Origin of the sequence: Paenibacillus contaminans, assembly GCF_003285015.1 — a bacterium.
Classification (GTDB): Bacteria; Bacillota; Bacilli; order Paenibacillales; family NBRC-103111; genus Paenibacillus_V; species Paenibacillus_V contaminans.
In genome coordinates this window covers 113,658-134,077 of the sequence record NZ_QMFB01000015.1, presented here as the reverse complement: position 1 = coordinate 134,077, position 20,420 = coordinate 113,658, and the positions used below count along the sequence as shown (strand labels likewise).

Sequence of the window (20,420 nt, the reverse complement as noted above, 5' to 3'; positions counted from 1 at the left end):
CTATTATTGCGAAGGAAGGTGCGTATGAACAAACGAATGGGATCATCCCTCTTGCTGACGCTCGTTATTTGTCTTGTGATCGGCATGATTCCGGGAGCGACAATTGCGGCAAGCGACAAAACGACGAAATACCGCGTCTATCAGAACGCCTCGCTGCTCATGGAATTCGCCGATTTTGCCAAGGCGCAGGCTTATGCCCAAGGGTACAGCCGCAGCCATGTCGAGGAAATCGGCTCGCGCAAATGGCTTTGGCACAACTTTCCCCGCTATGCCGTTTATCAGTATGATGCCGTAGTGCCGAACGGCGAATTTGCCCGGCTGGAAGATGCGATAGCGGAAGCTAGAAAATGGTCGTACGCTTCCGTCAGAGACGTTCAGTCTCCGGGGTGGGCCTGGAACAATTACCCGCGATATCGACTCTATCAAGGCGAAAATACGATGGACTCGTGGAACTTCCTTACGCTGGACGATGCCAAATCGGAAGCGCAATTTTGGGCGAACGCCCATATAATCGAATTGCAAACGAATCGTTGGGTATGGGACAACCTGACTGACGCCAATAAACGGGAACAACGTGCCGGCAAAGCGATTTATCGCGTTTACCAAGGGGCGTATACGCAGGATTCATGGGCCTTCGCTTATTTGGAGGATGCGATCCGTGAAGCGCTGAACTGGGGTAATTCAACGGTTGTAAACACCGAGCAAGGACATAAAGCCGTCTTCTCCAATCAGAAAGCGTATGCCGTCTACCAGAACCATACATATTTAGACTCATTCGTCAGTATCGATGCCGCCGCAGATTATGCAAGAGCTTATGCGCATACGACGATCAGGCTTGGCGAACGCGTCATATGGACGAACCATTCCGGTTATACCGTTTATCAGAACAATAATCTGATCGGCGAATACGACAAACTGACGGATGCGCTCGATTATGCCGCAAGGTACAGCAATGCTTCCATTCGCTTTTATGATGACAGTATGATCTGGAATAATTTTCGCAAGTTGCTTTTCTGGGGCTGGAACGGCAGCTCGTCGCTGCAAACGATCAAAGCGCAAACCGCCGGCACGCTCGGAATGGATGTTGATTCGCCTACTTGGTTCGAAGTAGCGGACGCTAACGGCGGCTTAAAGGACACCTCCTCCAAGGAAGCGGCGGACTGGCTGAAAAAGCAAGGCTTTTCCGTCCACCCTCTGGTCAGAAACCCGTTCGGCGACAAAGACGTTACGAGAGGATTTCTCAACAATCCGGATGGGCAAAAAGCATTTATTCAAGCGCTCGTTAAACGCTCCGTAGACCTTCAAGTCAGCGGCATCAACGTCGATTTCGAGGAGCTGAACGGCAAAGATCGCGCGGCTTTCACCTCGTTCATGCAAATGCTGACCGATGAAGCCCACGCCAAAGGACTGCTCGTTTCGGTCGATTTGCCGCGCGGAGACGTCAAGTGGAACGAACAAACCGCATTCGATCATGAGAAGCTTGCCGCAATGGTCGATTATATCATTACGATGACGTATGATCAGCATTGGTCGGGAAGCACAGTACCCGGCTCGGTGGCGGGCATGCAGTGGGTGGAGCAAGGCGTTCGGCAGTTTCTTTCCTACGGCATCCCCCGAGACAAGCTGCTGCTGGGCATTCCCTTCTACGTGCGCGTCTGGACGCTGAACGACAAAGGCGCCATCGAGGCGAATCGTGCGGTTTATATGAAGGATATTCCTGCACTTATCGCAGATAAAGAAACCACAACTACGTGGGACGAAACGTCCATGCAGTACCGGGTGGAGTTTAAACAAGACGGCAAACGCCAGCTGTTCTGGCTGGAAAACGAAGAAACCGTGAAAGCCCGCCTTGCCATCGCCAAAAAATACGACCTTGCCGGCGTCGCCGCCTGGCGCCTAGGTCAAGAACAAGAGGAAGTTTGGAAAACGATGCTTCAAGAAAAGTAGCGCCAGGGCCGAAACAAGCCGTTTCGCGGAAATCCATCATTCGTTTGCTGACAGATCCGCAGCCGGTCTTGCGAATGTCGCTGACGCTTCGAAAAGCAAAAACGGGCTCGAGATCGAGTCCGTTTTTTTGCTGCATATATTGAATAAATATTCATATACATGTATTATTATAATATCGGAATGCATACTAATCAGTATATTACGTTGAGAGGTGCTGGATATGAAATTGAATTATACGCATGCGCTTCCCGCGAAGGATGCGTTTTATGAGTTGTACGCGACAACCGGCTGGTCAGCCCATATCGGCCTGGGTCCAGATAAATTGTTCGAAGCGGTGTCGGGAACGAGCAATTGGCTAACCGTATCGGCTTATGAAGGAAGCCGTCTTGCGGGTTTCGGCCGTGTGATTTCGGATGGCGCCACGCAAGCGTTCATCTGCGATGTCATCGTGCATCCCTATATGCAGCGCAAAGGAATCGGCAGTACCATGATGTGTATGCTCTTGCAGGCCGTTGCTGCAAGCGGCATCCCAACCGTTACGCTTTGCTGCGCAGACGGGAAAACCGATTTTTACAAGCGGTTCGGCTTTGTCGAGCGTCCAGACAGCGCCCCTGGCATGTATTGGAAATATAAGGACCTGCGGCTTCCGGCATTGGCTTAAAAGCATGCGTAAAACGAGGTCAGGAGTAAGAACGTCCGAGTCCAGTAACATTTCGGGGCAAAACAGTTTGGCTTCCAAGCGCAAGAAATGCCATATGCAACAAGCGAGCGCAGGCCGGGTCTTCCTTAGGGAAGCTCGGCCTGCGCGCAAAAAGCCGCCGGTTCCGCTTAATCAACGGTTCCGACGGCTTTTTTCCCATTTACCCTGTTCATGCATTCCTTCATTATGCTTCTAAAGCGGTTCAGCCCGAAACAATCATAATGTTGGCATAAGGAACGGCGTCGCCGGTACGAATAACCGCTCGCGATTCCGGACATATCTCCTTGAAACGGGCATGACTGACGACGGTAAAGGACAATTCCGGAAACTCCGTTGCCAGCTGTTGATACCGTTCGGGGCTCGCCTCTTTCATCTCCTCGGTTACGATAACCGTATCGATTACGAATTCGGCTTCAATCGCTCTCAGTACGTCCAGCACGGTGGGAATCCCCTCGACAAGCGCAAGATCGAGCCTTTCGCAATTTTGCGGAACCGAAAATCCTTTATCGCATATCGTCAAAATGTCCGTATGTCCCGTCTCCGTTAAAATCCGGTTTAATGTAGGGTGCAAAATGCCGCCGCGTCTCATCAGGCATTCCCTCCTTTCCGTTCAAGAACATTCGCGCGCTGGGTCAGCGTAATTTCTTCGCGAATGGACGGACGAGGACGTTTATAATAAAACGTCTCCACACCCTCCACGACCGTCACGGACACGAGCTCCCAGCCTTCCGCTCCGCGTCCGGCCATCAAATCGCGGCTCGTATCGACCGCGTAATCCCATTTAGTCGTCATGAACGCCCCTCCATGTTATCGATAACTTCTTTATGCAAAAAAATTATCGATCCATATGATCGTCCGGCTGAGCGGCCTTAACGGTCAAACCGCCGTCGACCATAAGCAGATGACCGTTCACCTGCATAGCCTCATCCGAAGCAAGAAACACGACGGCATCGCCGATTTGTCTTTCCGTGCCGAGACGCTTCATCGGATTGGCTTCGATCTCTTTGGCCAAAATCGCCGGATCCGCCAAATAGTCCGTGCACATATCCGTTGCTACGGTGCTTGGTCCGACCGCATTGACATTGATGTTGAACTTGCCGAGCTCGATCGCCATTCCTTTGGTCAGCATGTGAGCCGCCGCTTTGGAGGATTGATAATGCGGTATGACGGGACTCGTCACCACAAGGCTTGCCGTCGAAAGCACATTGACGATTTTACCGTAGCGGCGGGCGATCATCCCTTCCGCAGCCAATTGCGAGCAGAGGAAAATCGATTTGACGTTCGTGTTGTACGTGCGGTCCCACGTTTCTTCCTTCACGTGCATGAACGATTCGAACGGCGCGATACCCGCATTGTTGACCAAAATATCGACAGGTCCCAGCTCGTTCTCGATTTGGCTGAACATGGCTTGAACTTGCGATTTCTGGCCTACGTCCGCCTGTACGACAATCGCTTTGCTGCCTAAAGCCTCCACTTTCTGCTTCACGCTCTCCGCTTTGGCGCGCGAGGAGTCGGATGTAAAATTGATGGCGATATGCGCCCCTTCTTCAGCCAAGCGGATAACGACGGCTTCCCCGATTCCGCGGCTTCCGCCGGTGACAAGCGCTACTCGATTCAATAAACGTTTCATTATCGTATCGCTCCCTTATGATGTAGTTTGCACATGGTTAAACGCCTTCAGTCGTCTTGTCGTCGCCGTTTACATTTACTTACCGGCTTATAAAATTGATAAAGCCGGCGAAACCGCCGATTGTTAACGGGGAGCTCCGCCGGCTGCATGATGGATTGCGATTTCAGGCATACTATTGCGCGCGATCTACAAGCTTGGTCCGATCCGGTTGATGCTGAACTCGGCGTGACCCAATATTTCCGCTTTGGTCAGCTTCCCGCTCGCAACCTCTTGGATTTCGTCCCAAATCAATTGCCCGGCTTCATTCAAATCCATCGTGCCGGAGAGCATCGGGCTTACATCGACGTCCATATTGTCGGACATCCGTTCGTACATCCGTCCGTTCGCCGTAATTTTAATAACCGGAACGACGGCCGAGCCCGTCGGCGTGCCCCGCCCTGTCGTAAAGCATACGACGTGAACGCCGCTTGCAGCCATACCGGAAACGCATTCGATGTCGTTGCCCGGCGAATCCATGAAGAAGAGACCTTTGCCATCAATCGCCTCGGCATATTCGACGACGCCTTCAATCGGCGCGGTTCCGCACTTGCTGATGCAGCCGAGCGATTTCTCTTCGATCGTGGACAGTCCGCCGGCGATGTTCCCCGGGCTCGGATTGCCGCCGCGCATATCTTCGCCCATACGCTCGACTTCCTTCTCGAACCGGTCGACGATATGATAAAGCTTCTCGGCCGTCTCCGGCGTCCGGCAGCGGGCGGCCAAAATATGCTCGGCTCCGATTATTTCCGTCGTTTCGCTGATGACGATGCTGCCGCCTTCGCCGATCAGGGCATCCGCCGCTACGCCGAGCGCCGGATTAGAAGCAAGGCCCGAGGTCGCATCGGAGCCTCCGCATTTGACGCCTACCATCAGCTGGCTGAGCGGAATTTCCGCACGCTCGGTTGTGTCGAGCTCGGCACGAAGTCTTTTGGCAACCTCCGTTCCGACTTGGATCGCTTTGATAGAGCCGCCGACTTCTTGAATATCGATGACTTCCACAGGCTTGCCGGTTACGCGGATAGCGTCTGCAAGCTCATGCGGATTGATAACCTCGCAGCCGAGACTGACGACGATGACGGCTCCGACGTTCGGATTTTTTCCTGTGCCGGCAAGCGTATCGAAAGTGCGCTGCTTGTCTGCACCGATCTGGCTGCAGCCGTGCTGATGGGGAATCGCCACCGTCTCCGGAACGACTTGGCTGATCCGGCTGCACACCTGGTTCGCACAAATAACCGTTGGAATAACGAGAAGATGATTGCGGACGCCGATTTGTCCGTTAGGGCGTTTGTAGCCCAGTAAAGTTCCCATGTGAAGCCTCCTGTTCGAGGTTGATTATCTTTAATTAGCGATTTTTAATTGCTCTTCGCCTGGTCTCCGCGTCCGCGAATCCCTTCGATATTGTGCACGTGGACATGCTTGCCGGCTGCGACAGCCGTCGTTGCGCGGCCGATTACTTCACCGTATTTACGCACGTGCTCGCCTTCCGGAATATCCGCGATCGCTACCTTATGACCGAACGGAACCACATCGAGCAGCACGAGCCGGCGCGACTCTTCCTTCACCCGAAAAATGATCGTTTGACCCGGTTGCAAATCCGCTAAAGCGGTAGCCACATGGTCGCTTGCTTCCATAACGATCGCATCGGCTCCTGCTTGAATGGCCTCTGCCATAGTAATTCGCCTCCTCAACATTTTCTTTAATGTTACCGATAACATCAAGATAACAACTTCTCCACTTGCTGTCAACGATTTGTTTCTGTACAATTGTCACAACGGGGGCCGTTATCTGATAAACGCAGCAAAAGCGGAGGCTTCCATTATTTCATTATTCCTATCTTACGCGAGCAAGGACGAGATGCATGGTCACGATTTATGATATTGCAAAGCTGGCGAACGTATCGGCGATGACGGTCTCCAGAGTTATCAATAACACAGGCAAAATCAGCGACAAAACGCGCGCCAAAGTGAAAAAGGTGATGGAGGAGCTCCATTACGTTCCGAACTCGATGGCCCGCAGTCTTGTGCTTCAAGAAACGAAAATGCTGTCGCTACTCATAACGGACATCACGAATCCCTTTTACACGACGCTTGCCCGGGGTGCCGAAGATGCGGCCATGAAACGGGGCTATAAGCTGTTATTCAGCAACAGCGACGAAGATGTCGCAAAGGAAAGCGAATATGTCGACATGGTGCTTTCGACGCGAGTCGACGGCGTTTTGTTCGCCCCAGCCGGGGATGACTCGCTAAGCCATCTTGAGAAGCTGCGCAAGCATGGCATCCCTTTCGTGCTGATCGACCGCGAGGTGCCGGGCATGGAGTCGGATACGGTGCTCGGCGACAGCAAGGAAGGCGCGAGAAAGCTTGTCGAGCATCTGATCGGACTCGGTCATCGGCGCATCGCGCTCCTGAACGGCTCGCTTGATGTGTCGACCGCCAGACACCGCTATACCGGTTATAAAGAAGCGCTGAAGCTGAGCGATATTCCGTTCGATGACGAGCTTATCGCCGAATCGGCGTACAGCCGGTCGTCGCCTAACCGGACGATTGAAGCGATTGAAAGGCTGCTTCAGCTGCCCGAACGGCCGACCGCCCTTTTCGCCGCCAACAACTTTCTCGCTATCGAGGCGATTCGGGCGATGCGCGATCGAGGCATTCGGGTGCCGGACGATATGTCCGTCGTATGCTTTGATGATCTTGATCTCGCGTCGGTCATCGATCCGTTTTTGACCGTTGCGGCGCAGCCGGCTTATCAGTTCGGAACAATCGGCGTTCAACTACTGCTCGATCGGATTCAAGAGACTGACGGGGCCGAGTGGCGTAAAATCATTTTGCCTTCCGAGATGATCGTACGAAAATCCGTCCAGCCTTTTGCGGAGTTGTAGACGATGTCCGGTTAACGAATCGAGGTTTGACCGCCGACGTGTGACCGAGCACCGCGTGCCGGGATGCGCGCGGTGCGGAAAAGAACTACTCTCCCGCTAACCTGCAACGATTCTCGAAATCCGAAAACCGGCTTAACGCCAACCAAAAACGGCCGGACGCCACAGGCGCCAGCCGTTTTTTTGCACATATTGTGCAAGTCTTACTTCAAAATCCATTGCTGCAAGTCAAAATCTTTCTCGGCCAGCTTCTCCTCGACCAAAAACTTTTTGGTCCCTTCCAGCAGCTTGATACCTTCTTCCGTAAACGGCACATCTTTGATACTGTTAATCGATGTCGATCTTTTCACGAGATCAACCGTAGTGCCCTGTACTTCGGCCAAAAAGGCATAGTATTCCTCAGGCTTCGTTTTCAAATCTTCGAGCGCTTTCAGCCTGGCCGCATTCCACGCCTTCGGAAAGTCCGGGAATTTCTTCAAATACGCTTCCGACACGACGGTCGCGCTTGATCCGATCAAATCCGGATGCTTCGTTGCATCGTCAAGCAGCGGATAACCTTGATCGACCTGCTTAAGCGCGTATACGCCGGTAGTCGTCATCGCGTCGATTTCCCCGCGCGCCAGCGCTGCTTCGCTGTCCACCCGAAGCAAATGGACGATTTTTACGTCCGTAATGTTTTTCTCCTTCAGCAATCCGGCCAAGTAGCGATGATGGAACGAGCCCTTCTGCGTTGCGATCGTCTTGCCCTTCAAGTCCTCCAGCTTCGTCGGACCGTTCTTCTTGCCGATCAGATAACCGATGCTTTCGATTGAGCCCTGTGTGATGAGCCGCGTTTGGGCGCCGGTCGAGCGGGCCAGCATGGCGGGCGTATCGCCTAGACTGCCGACATCCAGTCTGCCGCTGATCAACGATTCGCTTTGATCGGGACCGTTCGGGAAAGCGGTCAGCTTGATTTCCGTAATGCCGTATTTTTTCAGTTCTTCTTGAATGATACCTTTATGAAGCCCCCAGCCTTCGGCGCTGCCCGGCAAATTCAGCTTGTTCGTCCCGATAAAGCCATAGTTGAGAACAACCGGCACATTGGCCGGAGCTGCACTGCCCCCGTTAGCGGCGTTCGTCGTTTCGCCTTCCGCTTTGCCGCACGCTTGCGCCACCAGCGCAAAGGCAACGAGCATAATCAGTGCCCAAAAACCCGCGCCGCGCCTGGCTTTTCGACCATTCCCCGCCCTCTCTGCCGATTGCCTGGATGCTGGCGACATTTCAACCTTCGTCTTCTCTATCTCTCTACTCATATATGTGATCTCCTCTCATTCTTGTAAAGCTCGACAATCGGTTCAACACACGTCGCCGATTATGTTACGGAATAGCCCGTACAGCCAATTGGTACAAGTTCGGGTGCGACGCGACGGGTTTTCTCCCTTTGCCCCAGCCGACCTTCTCGCGGTAACCGCCGATGATTCCTTTGGCCTCCAATTCTTCCTCATCCGCTATGGCGCCTGAAATCGGATCGGGCGCTACATAAAGCGCATCGACCGGGCAATACAGCTCGCACATGAAGCAGGTTTGGCAATCCTGCTGCCGCGCGATAACCGGAATGCCGTTCTCCACGCGGTCGAACACGTTCGTCGGGCAAACCGAAACGCACTGGTTGCACTGAATACATTTGGTTTCGCTGACCACTTCAATCATCGGACCGTCGCCTCCTTTCCTAGAGGTTCCGGCTTCACCCATACCTTGTCGAGCCCGCCGCTGACGAGACGGTATTGCTGAGCCTCATCCAGCTGCGGGAAATCCTCGCGCTTGTGCATGCCGCGCGTTTCCGTACGCGTCTTCGCGGATTCGTACATCCAGCGGGCCGTCGCCGTCATAGCGGCAGCTTCGCGCGCTTTGAACGCTTCGGGGCGGAGCTGCACCGGCTCCTCGCGGATGTCGCTCCACAGCTTATCGAGTCTGCCGAGCGAGCTGTCCAGCCCTTTATCCGTACGGAACAAATTTCTGTCGTACGGCGTCACTTCATCCTGGACGGCACGTATGAACGAGTCTGTTTTATCCGGCTTGCCGGAAGCTTTCTCAGTCAGCGTTACCGCCGACAACCCCTTTAAGCTTCGTTGCGCCGTTTTTCCGCCCAATCCGAGCGCATACGCCGCCGCTCCTTCGCCCGCGAACGAGCCGGAGGACATCGCCCATGCCGCATTATGGCTGCCGCCGCCGGTAAAGCCGCCGCATATCAGCTCGCGCGTCGCCGCATCGCCGGCTGCGTACAGACCGGGCACTTTCGTCGCGCAATTCGTGTCGATGATATGAATGCCGCCCGTGCCGCGAACCGTTCCTTCAAGTCGAAGCGTTACCGGAAACATATCCTTAAACGGGTCGATGCCGACGCGCTCGAACGGAAGGAAAAAGTTCGTTTGACCGGTGCGCAGCAGCGGCCGAATGTCCTCCGGCGCTTTATCCAAACGGGCGTACACTTGCCTGTTTTGCAGCAGATTTCTTGCGATAACCGAGCGCCCCCGCGTCGATCCCGCGCCTTCGACGATCGTGCCGTCTTCATAATAAAAGGAGGCATAACGGTAATAGGCCGTTTTTGTGACGGTAGAGAAAGTCGGGGCGATCGCATAGGCGTTTGAAAATTCCATGCCCGACAAATGCGCGCCAGCTTCCGCCGCCATCAAATATCCGTCGCCCGTGAGCACGTTGCAACCGAGCGCCTTGCTTAGAAACGCGCAGCCGCCGGTCGCGATGACGACCGCTCCGGACTTCACGCTCCACGTTTCGCCGGATTGCGTCCGCACGCCCGCCGCTCCTCCTACGCCAAACTCATCCGCCAACAGCTCCAGCGCCGGACTGTGGTCCAAAATGCGGACACCCGCTTTTTTCACAAGCTTGCGCATTAACCGCATATATTCCGGCCCCTGAAGTCCCCGCCGGTACGGACGTCCTTGCTCGTCTTGCGGGAACGGGTATCCCCATGCCCCGAGTTTGTTCATATTGTCGTACGTCCGATCCAGCACGCGATTCATCCATTCCGAGTCCGCCAATTGGCCGCCGAGTCCAAAACGGCTTTGCTTCGCCTCCTCGCGCAGCTTCGGATCGGGCTCGACGTACCAAACGCCCGTACCGGACGGCGCCGTCGCGCCGCTGGTTCCGCAATAGCCTTTATCGGCGAGTACGACGCTCGCTCCGGAGGAAGCCGCCGTCAATGCGGCCCAAGTTCCGGCAGGACCGCCCCCGATTACCAGCACATCCGCTACCAACTCCAAATCGCTGTTCCGTTTCAAGCTTCCCATAACGATTCCCCCGTTCATCCGATTTTCATAAAAACTATCCTTCATAGGTATCGCGCCATTGGAGCCACCGGCGTTCAAACAGCCGCACTGCCGAATCGATCAGCTTGCCGACAACCGCAAATATGATAATGCCGACGAAAATCAGCTCCGTAACGCCATTTTGCTTGCCGATATTGATCAAAAATCCGATGCCTGACTGCGATCCGATCAGTTCGGCGACGACGAGTCCAAGCCAGGATACGGCAAGCGATATACGAAGCCCGAGTAAAATATTCGGCAGTGCCGCCGGCAAAATCAGCCGGACGATTTGCTTGAACCGGCTGAACGAAAGCACGCTGGCGACCTCGAACAATTTGTTGTCGACGCTGCGGATACCGAGCACCGTGTTTACGTAAAGAGGAAAAAAAGCGCCGTTCGCGATAATCGCGATTTTGGACGTTTCCCCGAAGCCGAACCAAAGGATGATCAGCGGCGCGATCGCCAAATGCGGCACCATGCGCAGCATTTGTACGGATGGATCGATCAGCTGCTCTGTGCTGCGCGAAAGTCCCGCAGCAATACCCAATAACAGTCCTAAGCTTCCGCCAATCGCAAATCCCGCTGCCGCCCGGCCGACGCTGATGCCAAGATGGCTTGCCAATTCTCCGGTCTGCAGCAAACCGCCCAGCTCTGCGGCAATCATATAAGGCGTCGGTAAAAACACAGTCGATATCAGCTTCAAGTCGCCGGCAAGCTGCCACAAAACAAGCAGCAGCACCGGTATAGCCGTGCCTGCCAAAAATCTGTTCGCCCACTCTCTGCCTCTCGCTCCGATCCGCCACCTGCCCGATTTCCCGGTTCTGCCGGCCGCAGCAGCAAGCAGCTCCGCTCTGTCGCTCATGATTGCCCCTCCTTTTCGTATGCCATACCACGGGAACGATTCCCCTATTGCCCCTGAAAGCTATCCCGGCCGTGCAGCCACTTTCGTTCCAGCAGCCGGACCGCCGAATCCGCAACCTTTCCCACCAGCGCAAAAATGATGATGCAGACGAATACGACCGGCGTTTTGGAAAACTGCCTTGCATCCGACATCAAATAGCCGATGCCCGAGGTCGAGCCCATCAGCTCGGCTACGACAAGCCCCAGCCATGCGATGCCGAGCGATATCCGGACGCCGAGCAGCAGGTTGGGAAGCGCCGCCGGAATAACCAGCCTGACGAGCTGCTTGTATCTGCTGAAGCCAAGCACCTTGGCGACCTCGAAGAGCTTGTTGTCCGCATTTCGGATGCCAAGAAAAGCGTTGATATACAGCGGGAAAAACGCTCCTTTTGCAATCAGTAAAATTTTCGACGTCTCGCCCAGGCCGAACCATAAAATAAACAGCGGCGCGACCGCCAAATGAGGGACCATGCGGATCATTTGTACGGACGGATCCAATGTTCGCTCCGAACCGCGGAACAAGCCGACCATGATGCCGAATGCCAGCCCTAGGCTAGCCCCCAGCACGAAACCTGAAATCGCGCGCACGATGCTGATCCGCAGGTTTTCCCAAAGCTCGCCGGATACGACGAGATTGTATCCGGCCGTACCGATCCTTGCCGGCGTCGGAAAAAGCAGCTTGGAAATAAATCCTGCATCGCCGAGCAGCTGCCAGACGATCAAGAGCGTAACGGGAAGCAGCGCGCCTTTGACGAAGGTTACCATTCTCTTCCGGGCCTGCCCTGCAGCAGCGGGGATACCGGTCGTACCCGAGCTTGACGCAAGCAGCTCTCCTTGGTTGCTCATATGCCGATCCCCTCCGTTTCCGTCATATGCCGGAGCTGTCGATCAGCTCGAGCTCTTCGATTTTTTCAAATTCGTTCAGTACCGTGTAGCGCAATTGCTGAAACGATGTACTCGCTTTTTTGCGCGGAAAAGGCAGGTCGACGGGTACGACCGCCCGGATCGCTCCGGGACGCGGCTTCAGGATGACGATGCGGTTCGCGAGAAATACAGCTTCGTCGATATCATGCGTGACGAAAATCATCGTCGTCCGGTTTTTTTGCCAGATGTCCAGCAGCACCTCCTGCATATGCGCTCTCGTAAAAGCGTCCAGCGCGCCGAACGGCTCGTCGAGCAGCAGCACCTTCGGATTACGAAGCAGCGCACGCGCGATCGCCACGCGCTGCGCCATCCCGCCGGACAATTCCCGGGGATACGATTTTTCAAAGCCGGTCAGACGCACCAATTCGATCAGCTCGTCGACTTTTTGGCGTACTTGCGGATTGCGGAGCGACAAGTCGGCGGCGATATTTTTCTCGACCGTCAGCCATGGGAACAGCCGGGGCTCCTGGAAGACGAACCCTTTATCGATGCCGGGTCCCGTCACCTGCTTTCCGCTAAGCTTCACGTCGCCGTCAAACCGGTTATCGAGACCGGCCACGATTTTGAGAAGCGTGCTTTTGCCGCAGCCGCTAGGCCCGATAACGGTGATGAATTCGCCTTCCTTGATCGTAAGATCGATCTGGTGCAGCGCATGAACGGCGCCTTTGCTCGTCAGGAATGTTTTGTTAAGCTTGCCGATCTCGAGAACCGGTGTGCTCATGAAGCTTCGCCCCTTTCTATGGTCTGCGCTTCCCCGTTTATTCGGAAGCTTCCCATCTTCCTTCAATAATGCTTTCCTGCAGCGGCCTGCGTCCATTCGGCGTTTCCCGGTCACGGAAGCTTTCGTGCAGCGTCTCCGCATCTCCCTGATAACCGAGCGCGATGACGGCATGAAGCTCAAACTCGTCGGGTACATGAAGCGAGAGACGCGCCTCTTCTTTATCGAAGCCGCCGATCGCCCGCGTCGATAAGCCCAGCAGCTTCGCTTGCAATGCCAACAGCCCCCAAGCGGCACCGGTATCGAACGCGTGGGCGCCGTTCGGATCACCGTTCGCATTTACCCGATGCGATGCCAATAAAATCAATACCGGCGCTTTTTCGACCCACAACCGATTGTTCGGACGAATAAATGCATGGAACGCCTGCCGCTGCTCCTCCGTCTTCGCCACCACAAAACGCCACGGCTGCAAATTGCTTGACGACGGTGCCCAGCGGGCAGCCTCTAATACGGTGTTCAGTACTTCGTCGGTTACCTGGCTTTCCGTGTAGGAACGCGGAGACCAGCGGTTCAAAAATAACGGGGCGACCGGATAATCGGCCTTGCGATGCGCCTCTACCTCCGAATAAAGCTGTTCTGCCGGATTTAACGTTTGATTGCTCATTTCACGCTCTCCTTTGTGATTTATTAGTTATTGTGAATGGCGAAGCTTGGCCGGTTCTTCCCGTATAAAAACAAAAAGAGGCCGCAAGTAAAATTCATGCGCCTCCAGTCGACTGGTCGTGACACTATGCGATTTCGGATCATTGAGCTTTCCCGTTTGGGTCATGCAGGTCGTTCAGCCCTCTGAATTCTCATGGGGTGATCGACGTCAATCGGATCTTTTACGGTCGAAGCGTTATATAGAAGCGGATCAATGTCTAGCAATACGCCTTTTGGCTACAGGCTGATCAGCCCGCTCACGAACCGGCTCTTTATCGAATCGTTGGCGTTCCGTACGCTCGATTTGGACGATTCGGCCGTCGTGTACGACGATTTGTACGAGTCCGTACTCCAATCCGTTCAAGCTTTTGACAATACGTTCGTTCCATGTTTCATCGATTAACAGCGGTTTGGTCATGATGGTTCCCTCCCAGGATCAGTAACGAATGGTTATATCGGATTATATTCTTATATTTCCGATTTACTTACTATGTTTTATTTGTATGAAGTATAGTACCGTCCGGCGATCGCTGTCAACAGGCTTCGAACATTATGTCAAATCGAAAACATGTCAGGGGGAATGCAGGTTTTTTGCCTGATTTCCCCGCCGTCGGACGTCTCCTTTTCTCGCAAAATGAACGCAAGTATCCTCACAGCTTCTACACATTGTTCCTTTATGATCAAGACACGAATAACGAAAGGATGGGATTGACCATGAGCAATTGGAAACGAAAAAGCGCGGCTGCGGCCGCTGCGATTATAGCCGCCTTATTGACGGGGTGCATGAATGGGAACGACTCGAAGGAGGGCATGGATCATTCCTCCATGAACATGGACGGCAAAGCGACGACCGCTCCGGCTAAGGACGGCGGGAAAACCGAGCAAACGACTGTACTGAAAGGCAGAACCTTCTCCTTGACCGCCAGAACGGCCAATCAGGAAATCGCCCCGGGCAAGACACTCCCGGTTTGGACGTTTAACAATTCCGTGCCCGGACCGGAAATACGCGTTAAACAAGGCGAAAACGTCGAAATCGTCTTGAAGAACGAGCTGCCCGAGCCGGCGACGATCCATTGGCACGGCGTTCCCGTCCCCAATGCGATGGACGGCATTCCCGGCGTCACGCAAAATGCGGTACAGCCAGGCGAATCGTTCACCTATGCGTTCAAGGCGGATGTGCCCGGTACTTATTGGTACCACTCCCATCAAGACAGCGTCAATCAGGTCGACCGCGGGATGTACGGGGCTTTTATCGTAGAACCTTCGGAAGGCGGCAAAACGGATCGGGATTATACGCTCATTTTGGACGAATGGATGAGCTCCGGCATGTCGATGTCCGGCAGCGGCGTAGGGAACGAAAGCGGCTCGGAAGCCGGCAGCTCAGGCAAGCCGGGCAAATCGGAGATGGAAGGCATGGAACACAGCAAGATGGATCACAGCAAAATGGATATGGGCGGCGCCAAACCCGAATCGACCGGCAAGGATGGCGGCAAGCAGGCGGAAATGGCGCATGACATGAGTATGTACGATTTGTTTACGATTAACGGCAAATCCGGCTCTCTCGTACAGGAGCTGCCCGTCAAGCAAGGAGAACGTGTTCGGCTTCGGCTCGTCAACGCCGGTTATATGTCCCACCGCATCCATCTGCACGGACATGAGTTCCAAATTACCGCTGCCGACGGGCAAGCTTTGAATAACCCCGGCGTTTTGAAGGATAGCGTTATCGAAATTGCCCCCGGTGAACGATACGACATCGAATTTACCGCTGACAATCCGGGGCGTTGGCAAATCGAGGATCATAGCGACAACGCCGCTGCTAAAGGCATGAAGGCGGTAATCGCCTATGAAGGCTCTGATGCCGGAAGCGACAAACCGAACGAAACCGAGAAGCTCCCCGCCGTAGATATGACGAAATACGGAGAAGCGGGCCGAATGGCGTTCACGCTCGATCAGTCCTACACGATGACCTATACGATGAACCTGAATACGGCGACTAAGGACGGCGAAACCGTCTATACGATCAACGGCAAGACGTTCCCGAACACGGAACCGATCAAAGTCAATAAAGGCGATACCGTAAAAGTCAAGCTCGTCAACGACTCCAAAACGGACGATCATCCGATGCATCTTCACGGCCACTTTTTCCAGGTGCTGAGCAAGAACGGCCAGGCGCTCTCCGGATCGCCCCTGATCAAGGATACGCTGAATCTGAAGCCGGGCGAACAATATGTCGTCGCCTTCCAAGCCGATAACGAGGGCGACTGGATGTTCCACTGCCACGATTTGCATCATGCTTCAGCCGGCATGGTGACGGAATTAAAATATGAAGGGTTCAAGCCCGGCTTCGTCCCTGATCCGAAAGCGGGAAATATGCCGGAATAACAGCGGAAAGCCTCCCTGGAGCAAACGCATGAGAGGCTTTCTTACTTCTTCGTTTCGATGTGCTCTCGAAGCGGCGATATAGTATGATGACAAAGGGTGATTTCTTGATGCACACGATACTGATGGTCGACGACGAAGCCAAAATACGCGATGTCGTCGTTTCCTATTTGCAAAACGGCGGCTTTCGCACGTTGGAAGCGGATACCGGAGCTAAGGCGCTTCAAGCGATTAGAGCGTCGCGAATCGACTTGGTCGTACTCGATCTGATGCTGCCGGATATGACCGGAGAAGAAGTATGCCAGGAGATAAGGCGGCAGTCCTCCGTTCCGATCCTAATGCTTACAGCCAAAACGTCGGAGACGAATCGCATACACGGGTTAACGATCGGAGCGGACGATTACGTGCTCAAGCCTTTCGATCCGCGCGAATTGGTCGCTAGGGTACGCGCCATATTGCGGCGGAGCAGCGACAATCTGCTGCTGGCCGACAAAATATCGTTCGGATACGGCGAATTAAGCATCGATACGGTACGTGCGGAGGTTTGCCTTAGCGGCGAAGCGGTTGCGCTGACACCTAGCGAATATAAGCTGCTGCTTGTGCTTGCCCGTCATCCGCAGCGGTATTTTACGCGTGACGAGTTGGTGGAGAAAGTGCTCGGCTTCGACTTCGAAGGCGATGCCCGCGCCATCGATCAACACGTCAAAAATATACGCCACAAAATCGAACGCGACCCCAAGCAGCCGAACTACATTCAAACGGTATATGGCAAAGGATATCGTTTCACAGGGGGCGAGTCATGAAACGCGGTCTTCGGTACCGGCTGTCGCTCGTCATGATCGGCGTCGTATGCGGCACCCTGCTTATTGCCGGTATCAGCGCCATGGCGGAAATCCATTATCATTTCGGCATGTACCAGGAGCAATTCGAGACCGGCCAGCAGCAGCCGGGGCTGAACAAACATCTCGAGCAGGCGCTGCTGCAATCGATCGGATGGACGATGCTGGGAGCCGTTATTTTGGCGGTAGCGATCAGCCTCTATATGGCCAAACGGCTCTCCTCCCCTTTGTCGGAGATGAAACGCGCCGCCGAACGGATGACGCTCGGCATGCTCGATGCAAGAACAGCCGTCGATGGGACGGACGAAATTGCCGAGCTTGGACGGACGCTCAACCATTTGGCCGCACAGCTTCAGAGGCAGGAGCAGCTGCGCGTTACGATGACCCAGGACATTGCGCATGAGCTTCGAACGCCGTTAGCCATTTTGAAGAGCCATTTGCAGGCTTTGCACGAACGAATTTGGGAACCGACGCCGGAGCGGATCCGGGCTTGCTATGAAGAATCGGAACGGCTCGCTTCGCTTGTTGCGGATCTGGAGCAGCTTACGCTGATGGACTCCCCGCAATTCCGCTTGCATCGCGAACCCGAACCGCTGACACCGATTCTGCATCAAAGCGTCGAGCTGGTTACAGCCGCCTTTCTGCAAAAGGGGGTCGCGCTCGAATATGAGCCCCTCGACTCGGACATGCGGCTATTGATCGACCGGGACCGTTTTATCCAGATCATCGTCAACTTGCTCAGCAACGCTTTGAAGTTTACGCCGGCAGGGGGAACCGTTTATTTAAGCAGCACGGTGCAAAACGGCGATATCGTTATCGCCGTCCGCGATACGGGGCCGGGTGTTCCGGAGGATGCGCTGCCTTATGTGTTCGAGCGTTTTTACCGTGCGGATAAATCTCGCAGCCGCAATTTTACGGACGGAGGCGGAGGCGGCATCGGCCTGACGATCGTCAAAAAGCTTGTCGAAGCGCACGAAGGGACGGTCACCGCCGAAAGCGGGCCGGGCACGACGGTTTGTATTAGGCTGCCTTTAAAGATAATGGTTGATGCCCCTTCGGGAAACCTGCATGGATGAAAATCCAGCCTCTCGGTTTTTATCGTAAAACGTTCATATCCAGTCGGGTCATACGCTTTAATGAGAGATCGGCCCGCCTGTTTGCGCATTTTCTTTCAAACCGTCAATCGCTGTTTTGGAGGACGTTAGCGTTTATCGAAGATTTAAGCAACTCAGAAGACCCGCTGAGCATCCCTCGTCAGCGGGTCTTTTATAGGCTAGCTTGGATAGTTAGCCCTATTCACTTTCGAAGCCAAGCATATCGAGCAGCTCTTCGATATCCGTCGTCGGGGACTGGCAAGCAAAGTCCTCGCAAACGTACGCCGTCGTTCGACCGCCGATCGCTTGTTTGTCGCGGATTAACGGAACGAGCTCCCTTATACGATCGCCCGCCTCGCCTTTCGGCGCCAGCACCGTCAGCGTATGCGGACGGAAGCCGCTTTGCGCTGCCTCGAGCATTTGCCGCGTTTCTTCTTTTTCGGGGTCGCCGGCAATAACGATTTCGCTTGACGGACTGTAGGCATAATCAAGCGCAATCAAAAACATCGAATGCCCTGCGGGATACCTTTCGATCGCCCCGCCGAATGCCTCCAGCTGGCGCTCCGCGATTTGCGAAAGCTTGGCATCGTATGCCAGCCGCGATAAACGCTGCATGTTGTAGGCCGCCACCGCATTTCCGGAAGGCAACGCACCGTCGTAAATTTCTTTGTTCCGAGAGAATAACCGTTCGCCGTCATGACCGTAGAAAAACAGTCCGCCGTTCTCGTCGTCCCAGAACAGATCCAGCATTTGCTCGTTCAACTCCAGCGCTTGCTCGAGAAACTCCGTCCGGAACGAAGCTTGATACAGCTCAAGCAGCCCCCAAACCATGAACGCATAATCGTCGACATATCCGGGAAACGCCGCTTCTCCGTCACGGTAACGCGCCAGCAGCCGGCCGTCGGGCCGTCTCATTTTGGACAGGATGAACCGAACCGCTTGCTCCGCCGCCTGCAAATAATCGTCCCGCTTCAGCACCGCGTATCCTTTGGCTAACGCCATAATCATGAGACCGTTCCACGAGGTCAATATTTTATCGTCTTTGCCCGGGTGGACGCGGCCTTCCCGGCGTTCGAACAGCTTTTGCCTACAGTGTTCAAGCCGGACGTTCAACTCGCCGATGCCGAGCCCTTTGCGAGATGCGGCGCTCGTCAGGTCCGTACCGATCAAGTTTGGAATGCTTTTTCCTTCAAAATTCCCTTGCGGCGTAATATCGTACAATTCGGCGTACAGCTCTGCGTCATCCGCACCGAGGACATCGACGAGTTCCTGCTTGTCCCAGACGTAAAACTTCCCTTCGTGTCCCTCGGAGTCGGCATCCTCCGCACAATAAAAGCCGCCTTCCGGATCCGTCATATCGCGCAGCACATACGTAAAAATTTCTTCGGCAATGTCGGCATATCGTTTTTTGCCCGTAGCCTGGTAAGCCTCGAGATACGTCCATGCCAGAAGCGCATTGTCGTACAGCATTTTCTCAAAATGCGGCACAAGCCATTTCTCATCGACCGAGTACCGGCAAAACCCGAAGCCGACATGATCGTACATCCCGCCGCGGCACATCGCATCGAGCGTTTTTTCGACCATGCGTAAAGCTTCTTCGTCGCCCGTACGCTTGTACAAACGCAGCAAAAACGATAAATTATGCGAAGTCGGAAACTTCGGTCCGCCGCCGAACCCGCCGTATTGCTCGTCATAACGTTCCTTGAACTGCTCGAACGCGCTTGTCAGAACCTTGTCGGAGACGGCTCCCTTCAAGTTGGCCAGCATTCGCCGCTCCACTTCATCGACGATCTGCTCGCTTGTCTCGGTCAGCTTGCCGTGGTCCTCGTTCCACTTCTCCACGATTTGCGGCAGCAGCTCCATCATCCCGTATCGGTTATACTTGCGCCGCTTCGGAAAATACATGCCGGCGAAAAACGGCTTTTTCTCCGGCGTCATCACGATCGTCAGCGGCCACCCGCCTTGACCGGTCATCACCTGACAAACCGTCATATACAAATGATCGATATCCGGCCGCTCCTCGCGGTCCACCTTAATCGATACAAAATGCTCGTTCAGCAGCGCCGCAACCTCGTCATCCTCGAACGATTCGCGTTCCATAACGTGGCACCAATGGCAAGTTGAATACCCAATCGATAAGAAGATCGGTTTGTTTTCGAGCTTCGCGATTTCGAAGGCTTCTTCAGACCAAGGAAACCAATCCACCGGATTGTAAGCATGTTGCAGCAAATACGGCGACTTTTCTTTAGCTAATCTATTGGGTTTGCTTTGAGTTGTCATGGGGCACCACCTCTTTTCATTGTAGAATTTTTTTGAATTGAACTTATAGATATATTTGAATGTTCTACATAATCTTCAAGATATC

At 54.3% G+C, this 20,420-nt stretch carries 20 protein-coding genes; 6 read left to right on the top strand and 14 right to left on the bottom strand.

Annotation, left to right across the window (positions count from 1 at the left end; translation table 11 throughout):
* Positions 1-24 precede the first annotated feature (24 nt).
* Both DQG23_RS23920 and DQG23_RS23915 read left to right on the top strand, forming a co-directional pair.
* Entirely contained in the window at positions 25-1,947 is a 1,923-nt protein-coding gene (locus DQG23_RS23920; protein WP_113033404.1) for a glycosyl hydrolase family 18 protein, read from the top strand.
* 220 nt (positions 1,948-2,167) lie between these two features.
* Positions 2,168-2,608 carry a GNAT family N-acetyltransferase gene (locus DQG23_RS23915; RefSeq protein ID WP_113033403.1) on the top strand — a complete coding sequence of 147 codons (441 nt, stop codon included), beginning with the start codon at positions 2,168-2,170 and terminating at the stop codon, positions 2,606-2,608.
* Positions 2,609-2,849: 241 nt separating this feature from the next.
* Here the strand turns inward: DQG23_RS23915 and rbsD are convergent, their stop codons facing one another.
* The 5 genes from rbsD to DQG23_RS23890 form a co-directional block, all read right to left on the bottom strand.
* On the bottom strand, positions 2,850-3,236 hold the full coding sequence (gene rbsD, locus DQG23_RS23910; protein ID WP_113033402.1) for a D-ribose pyranase: 387 nt from the start codon (positions 3,234-3,236) through the stop codon (positions 2,850-2,852).
* Positions 3,236-3,439 (bottom strand): hypothetical protein, encoded by a 204-nt coding sequence (locus DQG23_RS23905; RefSeq protein ID WP_113033401.1) that lies wholly within the window; start codon positions 3,437-3,439, stop codon positions 3,236-3,238. Before DQG23_RS23905 ends, rbsD begins: the two co-directional genes overlap by 1 nt.
* A gap of 43 nt (positions 3,440-3,482) precedes the next feature.
* Positions 3,483-4,277, bottom strand: coding sequence for an SDR family NAD(P)-dependent oxidoreductase (locus tag DQG23_RS23900; RefSeq protein WP_113033400.1), 795 nt, complete (start codon positions 4,275-4,277; stop codon positions 3,483-3,485).
* Between the two features lie 186 nt (positions 4,278-4,463).
* Positions 4,464-5,624, bottom strand: coding sequence for a UxaA family hydrolase (locus DQG23_RS23895; RefSeq protein ID WP_113033399.1), 1,161 nt, complete (start codon positions 5,622-5,624; stop codon positions 4,464-4,466).
* Between the two features lie 44 nt (positions 5,625-5,668).
* The gene (locus DQG23_RS23890) at positions 5,669-5,986 is read right to left on the bottom strand and encodes a UxaA family hydrolase (RefSeq protein WP_113033398.1); all 318 of its coding nucleotides are present in this window, start codon (positions 5,984-5,986) and stop codon (positions 5,669-5,671) included.
* A gap of 188 nt (positions 5,987-6,174) precedes the next feature.
* Here DQG23_RS23890 and DQG23_RS23885 point away from each other — a divergent pair, with 188 nt between their 5' ends.
* Positions 6,175-7,197: a LacI family DNA-binding transcriptional regulator gene (locus DQG23_RS23885; RefSeq protein WP_113033397.1), complete on the top strand. Its 1,023-nt coding sequence runs from the start codon at positions 6,175-6,177 to the stop codon at positions 7,195-7,197.
* A 200-nt stretch (positions 7,198-7,397) separates the two neighbouring features.
* Here the strand turns inward: DQG23_RS23885 and DQG23_RS23880 are convergent, their stop codons facing one another.
* The 8 genes from DQG23_RS23880 to DQG23_RS23845 all read right to left on the bottom strand — a co-directional run bounded on the left by DQG23_RS23880 (position 7,398) and on the right by DQG23_RS23845 (position 14,161).
* Positions 7,398-8,369 carry an ABC transporter substrate-binding protein gene (locus DQG23_RS23880; protein ID WP_238178015.1) on the bottom strand — a complete coding sequence of 324 codons (972 nt, stop codon included), beginning with the start codon at positions 8,367-8,369 and terminating at the stop codon, positions 7,398-7,400.
* Between the two features lie 181 nt (positions 8,370-8,550).
* A complete protein-coding gene (locus DQG23_RS23875; RefSeq protein WP_113033396.1) occupies positions 8,551-8,883 on the bottom strand; it encodes a 4Fe-4S dicluster domain-containing protein in 333 nt (110 codons plus the stop codon).
* On the bottom strand, positions 8,880-10,481 hold the full coding sequence (locus DQG23_RS23870; RefSeq protein WP_238178006.1) for an FAD-dependent oxidoreductase: 1,602 nt from the start codon (positions 10,479-10,481) through the stop codon (positions 8,880-8,882). The genes DQG23_RS23875 and DQG23_RS23870 overlap by 4 nt, the downstream gene beginning before the upstream one ends.
* A gap of 34 nt (positions 10,482-10,515) precedes the next feature.
* Positions 10,516-11,361, bottom strand: coding sequence for an ABC transporter permease (locus DQG23_RS23865; RefSeq protein ID WP_113033395.1), 846 nt, complete (start codon positions 11,359-11,361; stop codon positions 10,516-10,518).
* A 44-nt stretch (positions 11,362-11,405) separates the two neighbouring features.
* Positions 11,406-12,245 (bottom strand): ABC transporter permease, encoded by an 840-nt coding sequence (locus DQG23_RS23860; protein ID WP_113033394.1) that lies wholly within the window; start codon positions 12,243-12,245, stop codon positions 11,406-11,408.
* A gap of 22 nt (positions 12,246-12,267) precedes the next feature.
* Positions 12,268-13,044 (bottom strand): ABC transporter ATP-binding protein, encoded by a 777-nt coding sequence (locus DQG23_RS23855; protein ID WP_113033393.1) that lies wholly within the window; start codon positions 13,042-13,044, stop codon positions 12,268-12,270.
* 37 nt (positions 13,045-13,081) lie between these two features.
* The gene (locus tag DQG23_RS23850; RefSeq protein ID WP_113033392.1) at positions 13,082-13,705 is read right to left on the bottom strand and encodes a nitroreductase family protein; all 624 of its coding nucleotides are present in this window, start codon (positions 13,703-13,705) and stop codon (positions 13,082-13,084) included.
* Between the two features lie 249 nt (positions 13,706-13,954).
* Complete coding sequence (locus tag DQG23_RS23845) at positions 13,955-14,161, bottom strand: YezD family protein (RefSeq protein WP_113033391.1); 207 nt, start codon at positions 14,159-14,161, stop codon at positions 13,955-13,957.
* A gap of 296 nt (positions 14,162-14,457) precedes the next feature.
* Between DQG23_RS23845 and DQG23_RS23840 the strand changes: the two genes are divergently transcribed.
* The 3 genes from DQG23_RS23840 to DQG23_RS23830 all read left to right on the top strand — a co-directional run bounded on the left by DQG23_RS23840 (position 14,458) and on the right by DQG23_RS23830 (position 18,037).
* Positions 14,458-16,125, top strand: a complete 1,668-nt coding sequence (locus DQG23_RS23840; protein ID WP_238178005.1) for a multicopper oxidase family protein — start codon at positions 14,458-14,460, stop codon at positions 16,123-16,125.
* A 107-nt stretch (positions 16,126-16,232) separates the two neighbouring features.
* Entirely contained in the window at positions 16,233-16,925 is a 693-nt protein-coding gene (locus tag DQG23_RS23835) for a response regulator transcription factor (RefSeq protein ID WP_113033563.1), read from the top strand.
* A complete protein-coding gene (locus tag DQG23_RS23830) occupies positions 16,922-18,037 on the top strand; it encodes a sensor histidine kinase (protein WP_113033390.1) in 1,116 nt (371 codons plus the stop codon). The genes DQG23_RS23835 and DQG23_RS23830 overlap by 4 nt, the downstream gene beginning before the upstream one ends.
* Positions 18,038-18,253: 216 nt before the next feature.
* Here the strand turns inward: DQG23_RS23830 and DQG23_RS23825 are convergent, their stop codons facing one another.
* Positions 18,254-20,335, bottom strand: coding sequence for a thioredoxin domain-containing protein (locus DQG23_RS23825; protein WP_113033389.1), 2,082 nt, complete (start codon positions 20,333-20,335; stop codon positions 18,254-18,256).
* Between the last annotated feature and the right edge of the window lie 85 nt (positions 20,336-20,420).

Coding starts and splice junctions, on each gene's coding strand:
- DQG23_RS23920 (WP_113033404.1), top strand. CDS start 25: ATGAACAAACGAATGGGATCATCCCTCTTGCTGACGCTCGTTATTTGT.
- DQG23_RS23895 (WP_113033399.1), bottom strand. CDS start 5,624: ATGGGAACTTTACTGGGCTACAAACGCCCTAACGGACAAATCGGCGTC.
- DQG23_RS23825 (WP_113033389.1), bottom strand. CDS start 20,335: ATGACAACTCAAAGCAAACCCAATAGATTAGCTAAAGAAAAGTCGCCG.
- DQG23_RS23840 (WP_238178005.1), top strand. CDS start 14,458: ATGAGCAATTGGAAACGAAAAAGCGCGGCTGCGGCCGCTGCGATTATA.
- DQG23_RS23870 (WP_238178006.1), bottom strand. CDS start 10,481: ATGGGAAGCTTGAAACGGAACAGCGATTTGGAGTTGGTAGCGGATGTG.
- DQG23_RS23865 (WP_113033395.1), bottom strand. CDS start 11,361: ATGAGCGACAGAGCGGAGCTGCTTGCTGCTGCGGCCGGCAGAACCGGG.
- DQG23_RS23885 (WP_113033397.1), top strand. CDS start 6,175: ATGGTCACGATTTATGATATTGCAAAGCTGGCGAACGTATCGGCGATG.
- DQG23_RS23880 (WP_238178015.1), bottom strand. CDS start 8,369: ATGCTCGTTGCCTTTGCGCTGGTGGCGCAAGCGTGCGGCAAAGCGGAA.
- DQG23_RS23830 (WP_113033390.1), top strand. CDS start 16,922: ATGAAACGCGGTCTTCGGTACCGGCTGTCGCTCGTCATGATCGGCGTC.
- DQG23_RS23915 (WP_113033403.1), top strand. CDS start 2,168: ATGAAATTGAATTATACGCATGCGCTTCCCGCGAAGGATGCGTTTTAT.
- DQG23_RS23855 (WP_113033393.1), bottom strand. CDS start 13,044: ATGAGCACACCGGTTCTCGAGATCGGCAAGCTTAACAAAACATTCCTG.
- DQG23_RS23850 (WP_113033392.1), bottom strand. CDS start 13,705: ATGAGCAATCAAACGTTAAATCCGGCAGAACAGCTTTATTCGGAGGTA.
- DQG23_RS23860 (WP_113033394.1), bottom strand. CDS start 12,245: ATGAGCAACCAAGGAGAGCTGCTTGCGTCAAGCTCGGGTACGACCGGT.
- DQG23_RS23890 (WP_113033398.1), bottom strand. CDS start 5,986: ATGGCAGAGGCCATTCAAGCAGGAGCCGATGCGATCGTTATGGAAGCA.
- rbsD (WP_113033402.1), bottom strand. CDS start 3,236: ATGAGACGCGGCGGCATTTTGCACCCTACATTAAACCGGATTTTAACG.
- DQG23_RS23905 (WP_113033401.1), bottom strand. CDS start 3,439: ATGACGACTAAATGGGATTACGCGGTCGATACGAGCCGCGATTTGATG.
- DQG23_RS23835 (WP_113033563.1), top strand. CDS start 16,233: ATGCACACGATACTGATGGTCGACGACGAAGCCAAAATACGCGATGTC.
- DQG23_RS23875 (WP_113033396.1), bottom strand. CDS start 8,883: ATGATTGAAGTGGTCAGCGAAACCAAATGTATTCAGTGCAACCAGTGC.
- DQG23_RS23845 (WP_113033391.1), bottom strand. CDS start 14,161: ATGACCAAACCGCTGTTAATCGATGAAACATGGAACGAACGTATTGTC.
- DQG23_RS23900 (WP_113033400.1), bottom strand. CDS start 4,277: ATGAAACGTTTATTGAATCGAGTAGCGCTTGTCACCGGCGGAAGCCGC.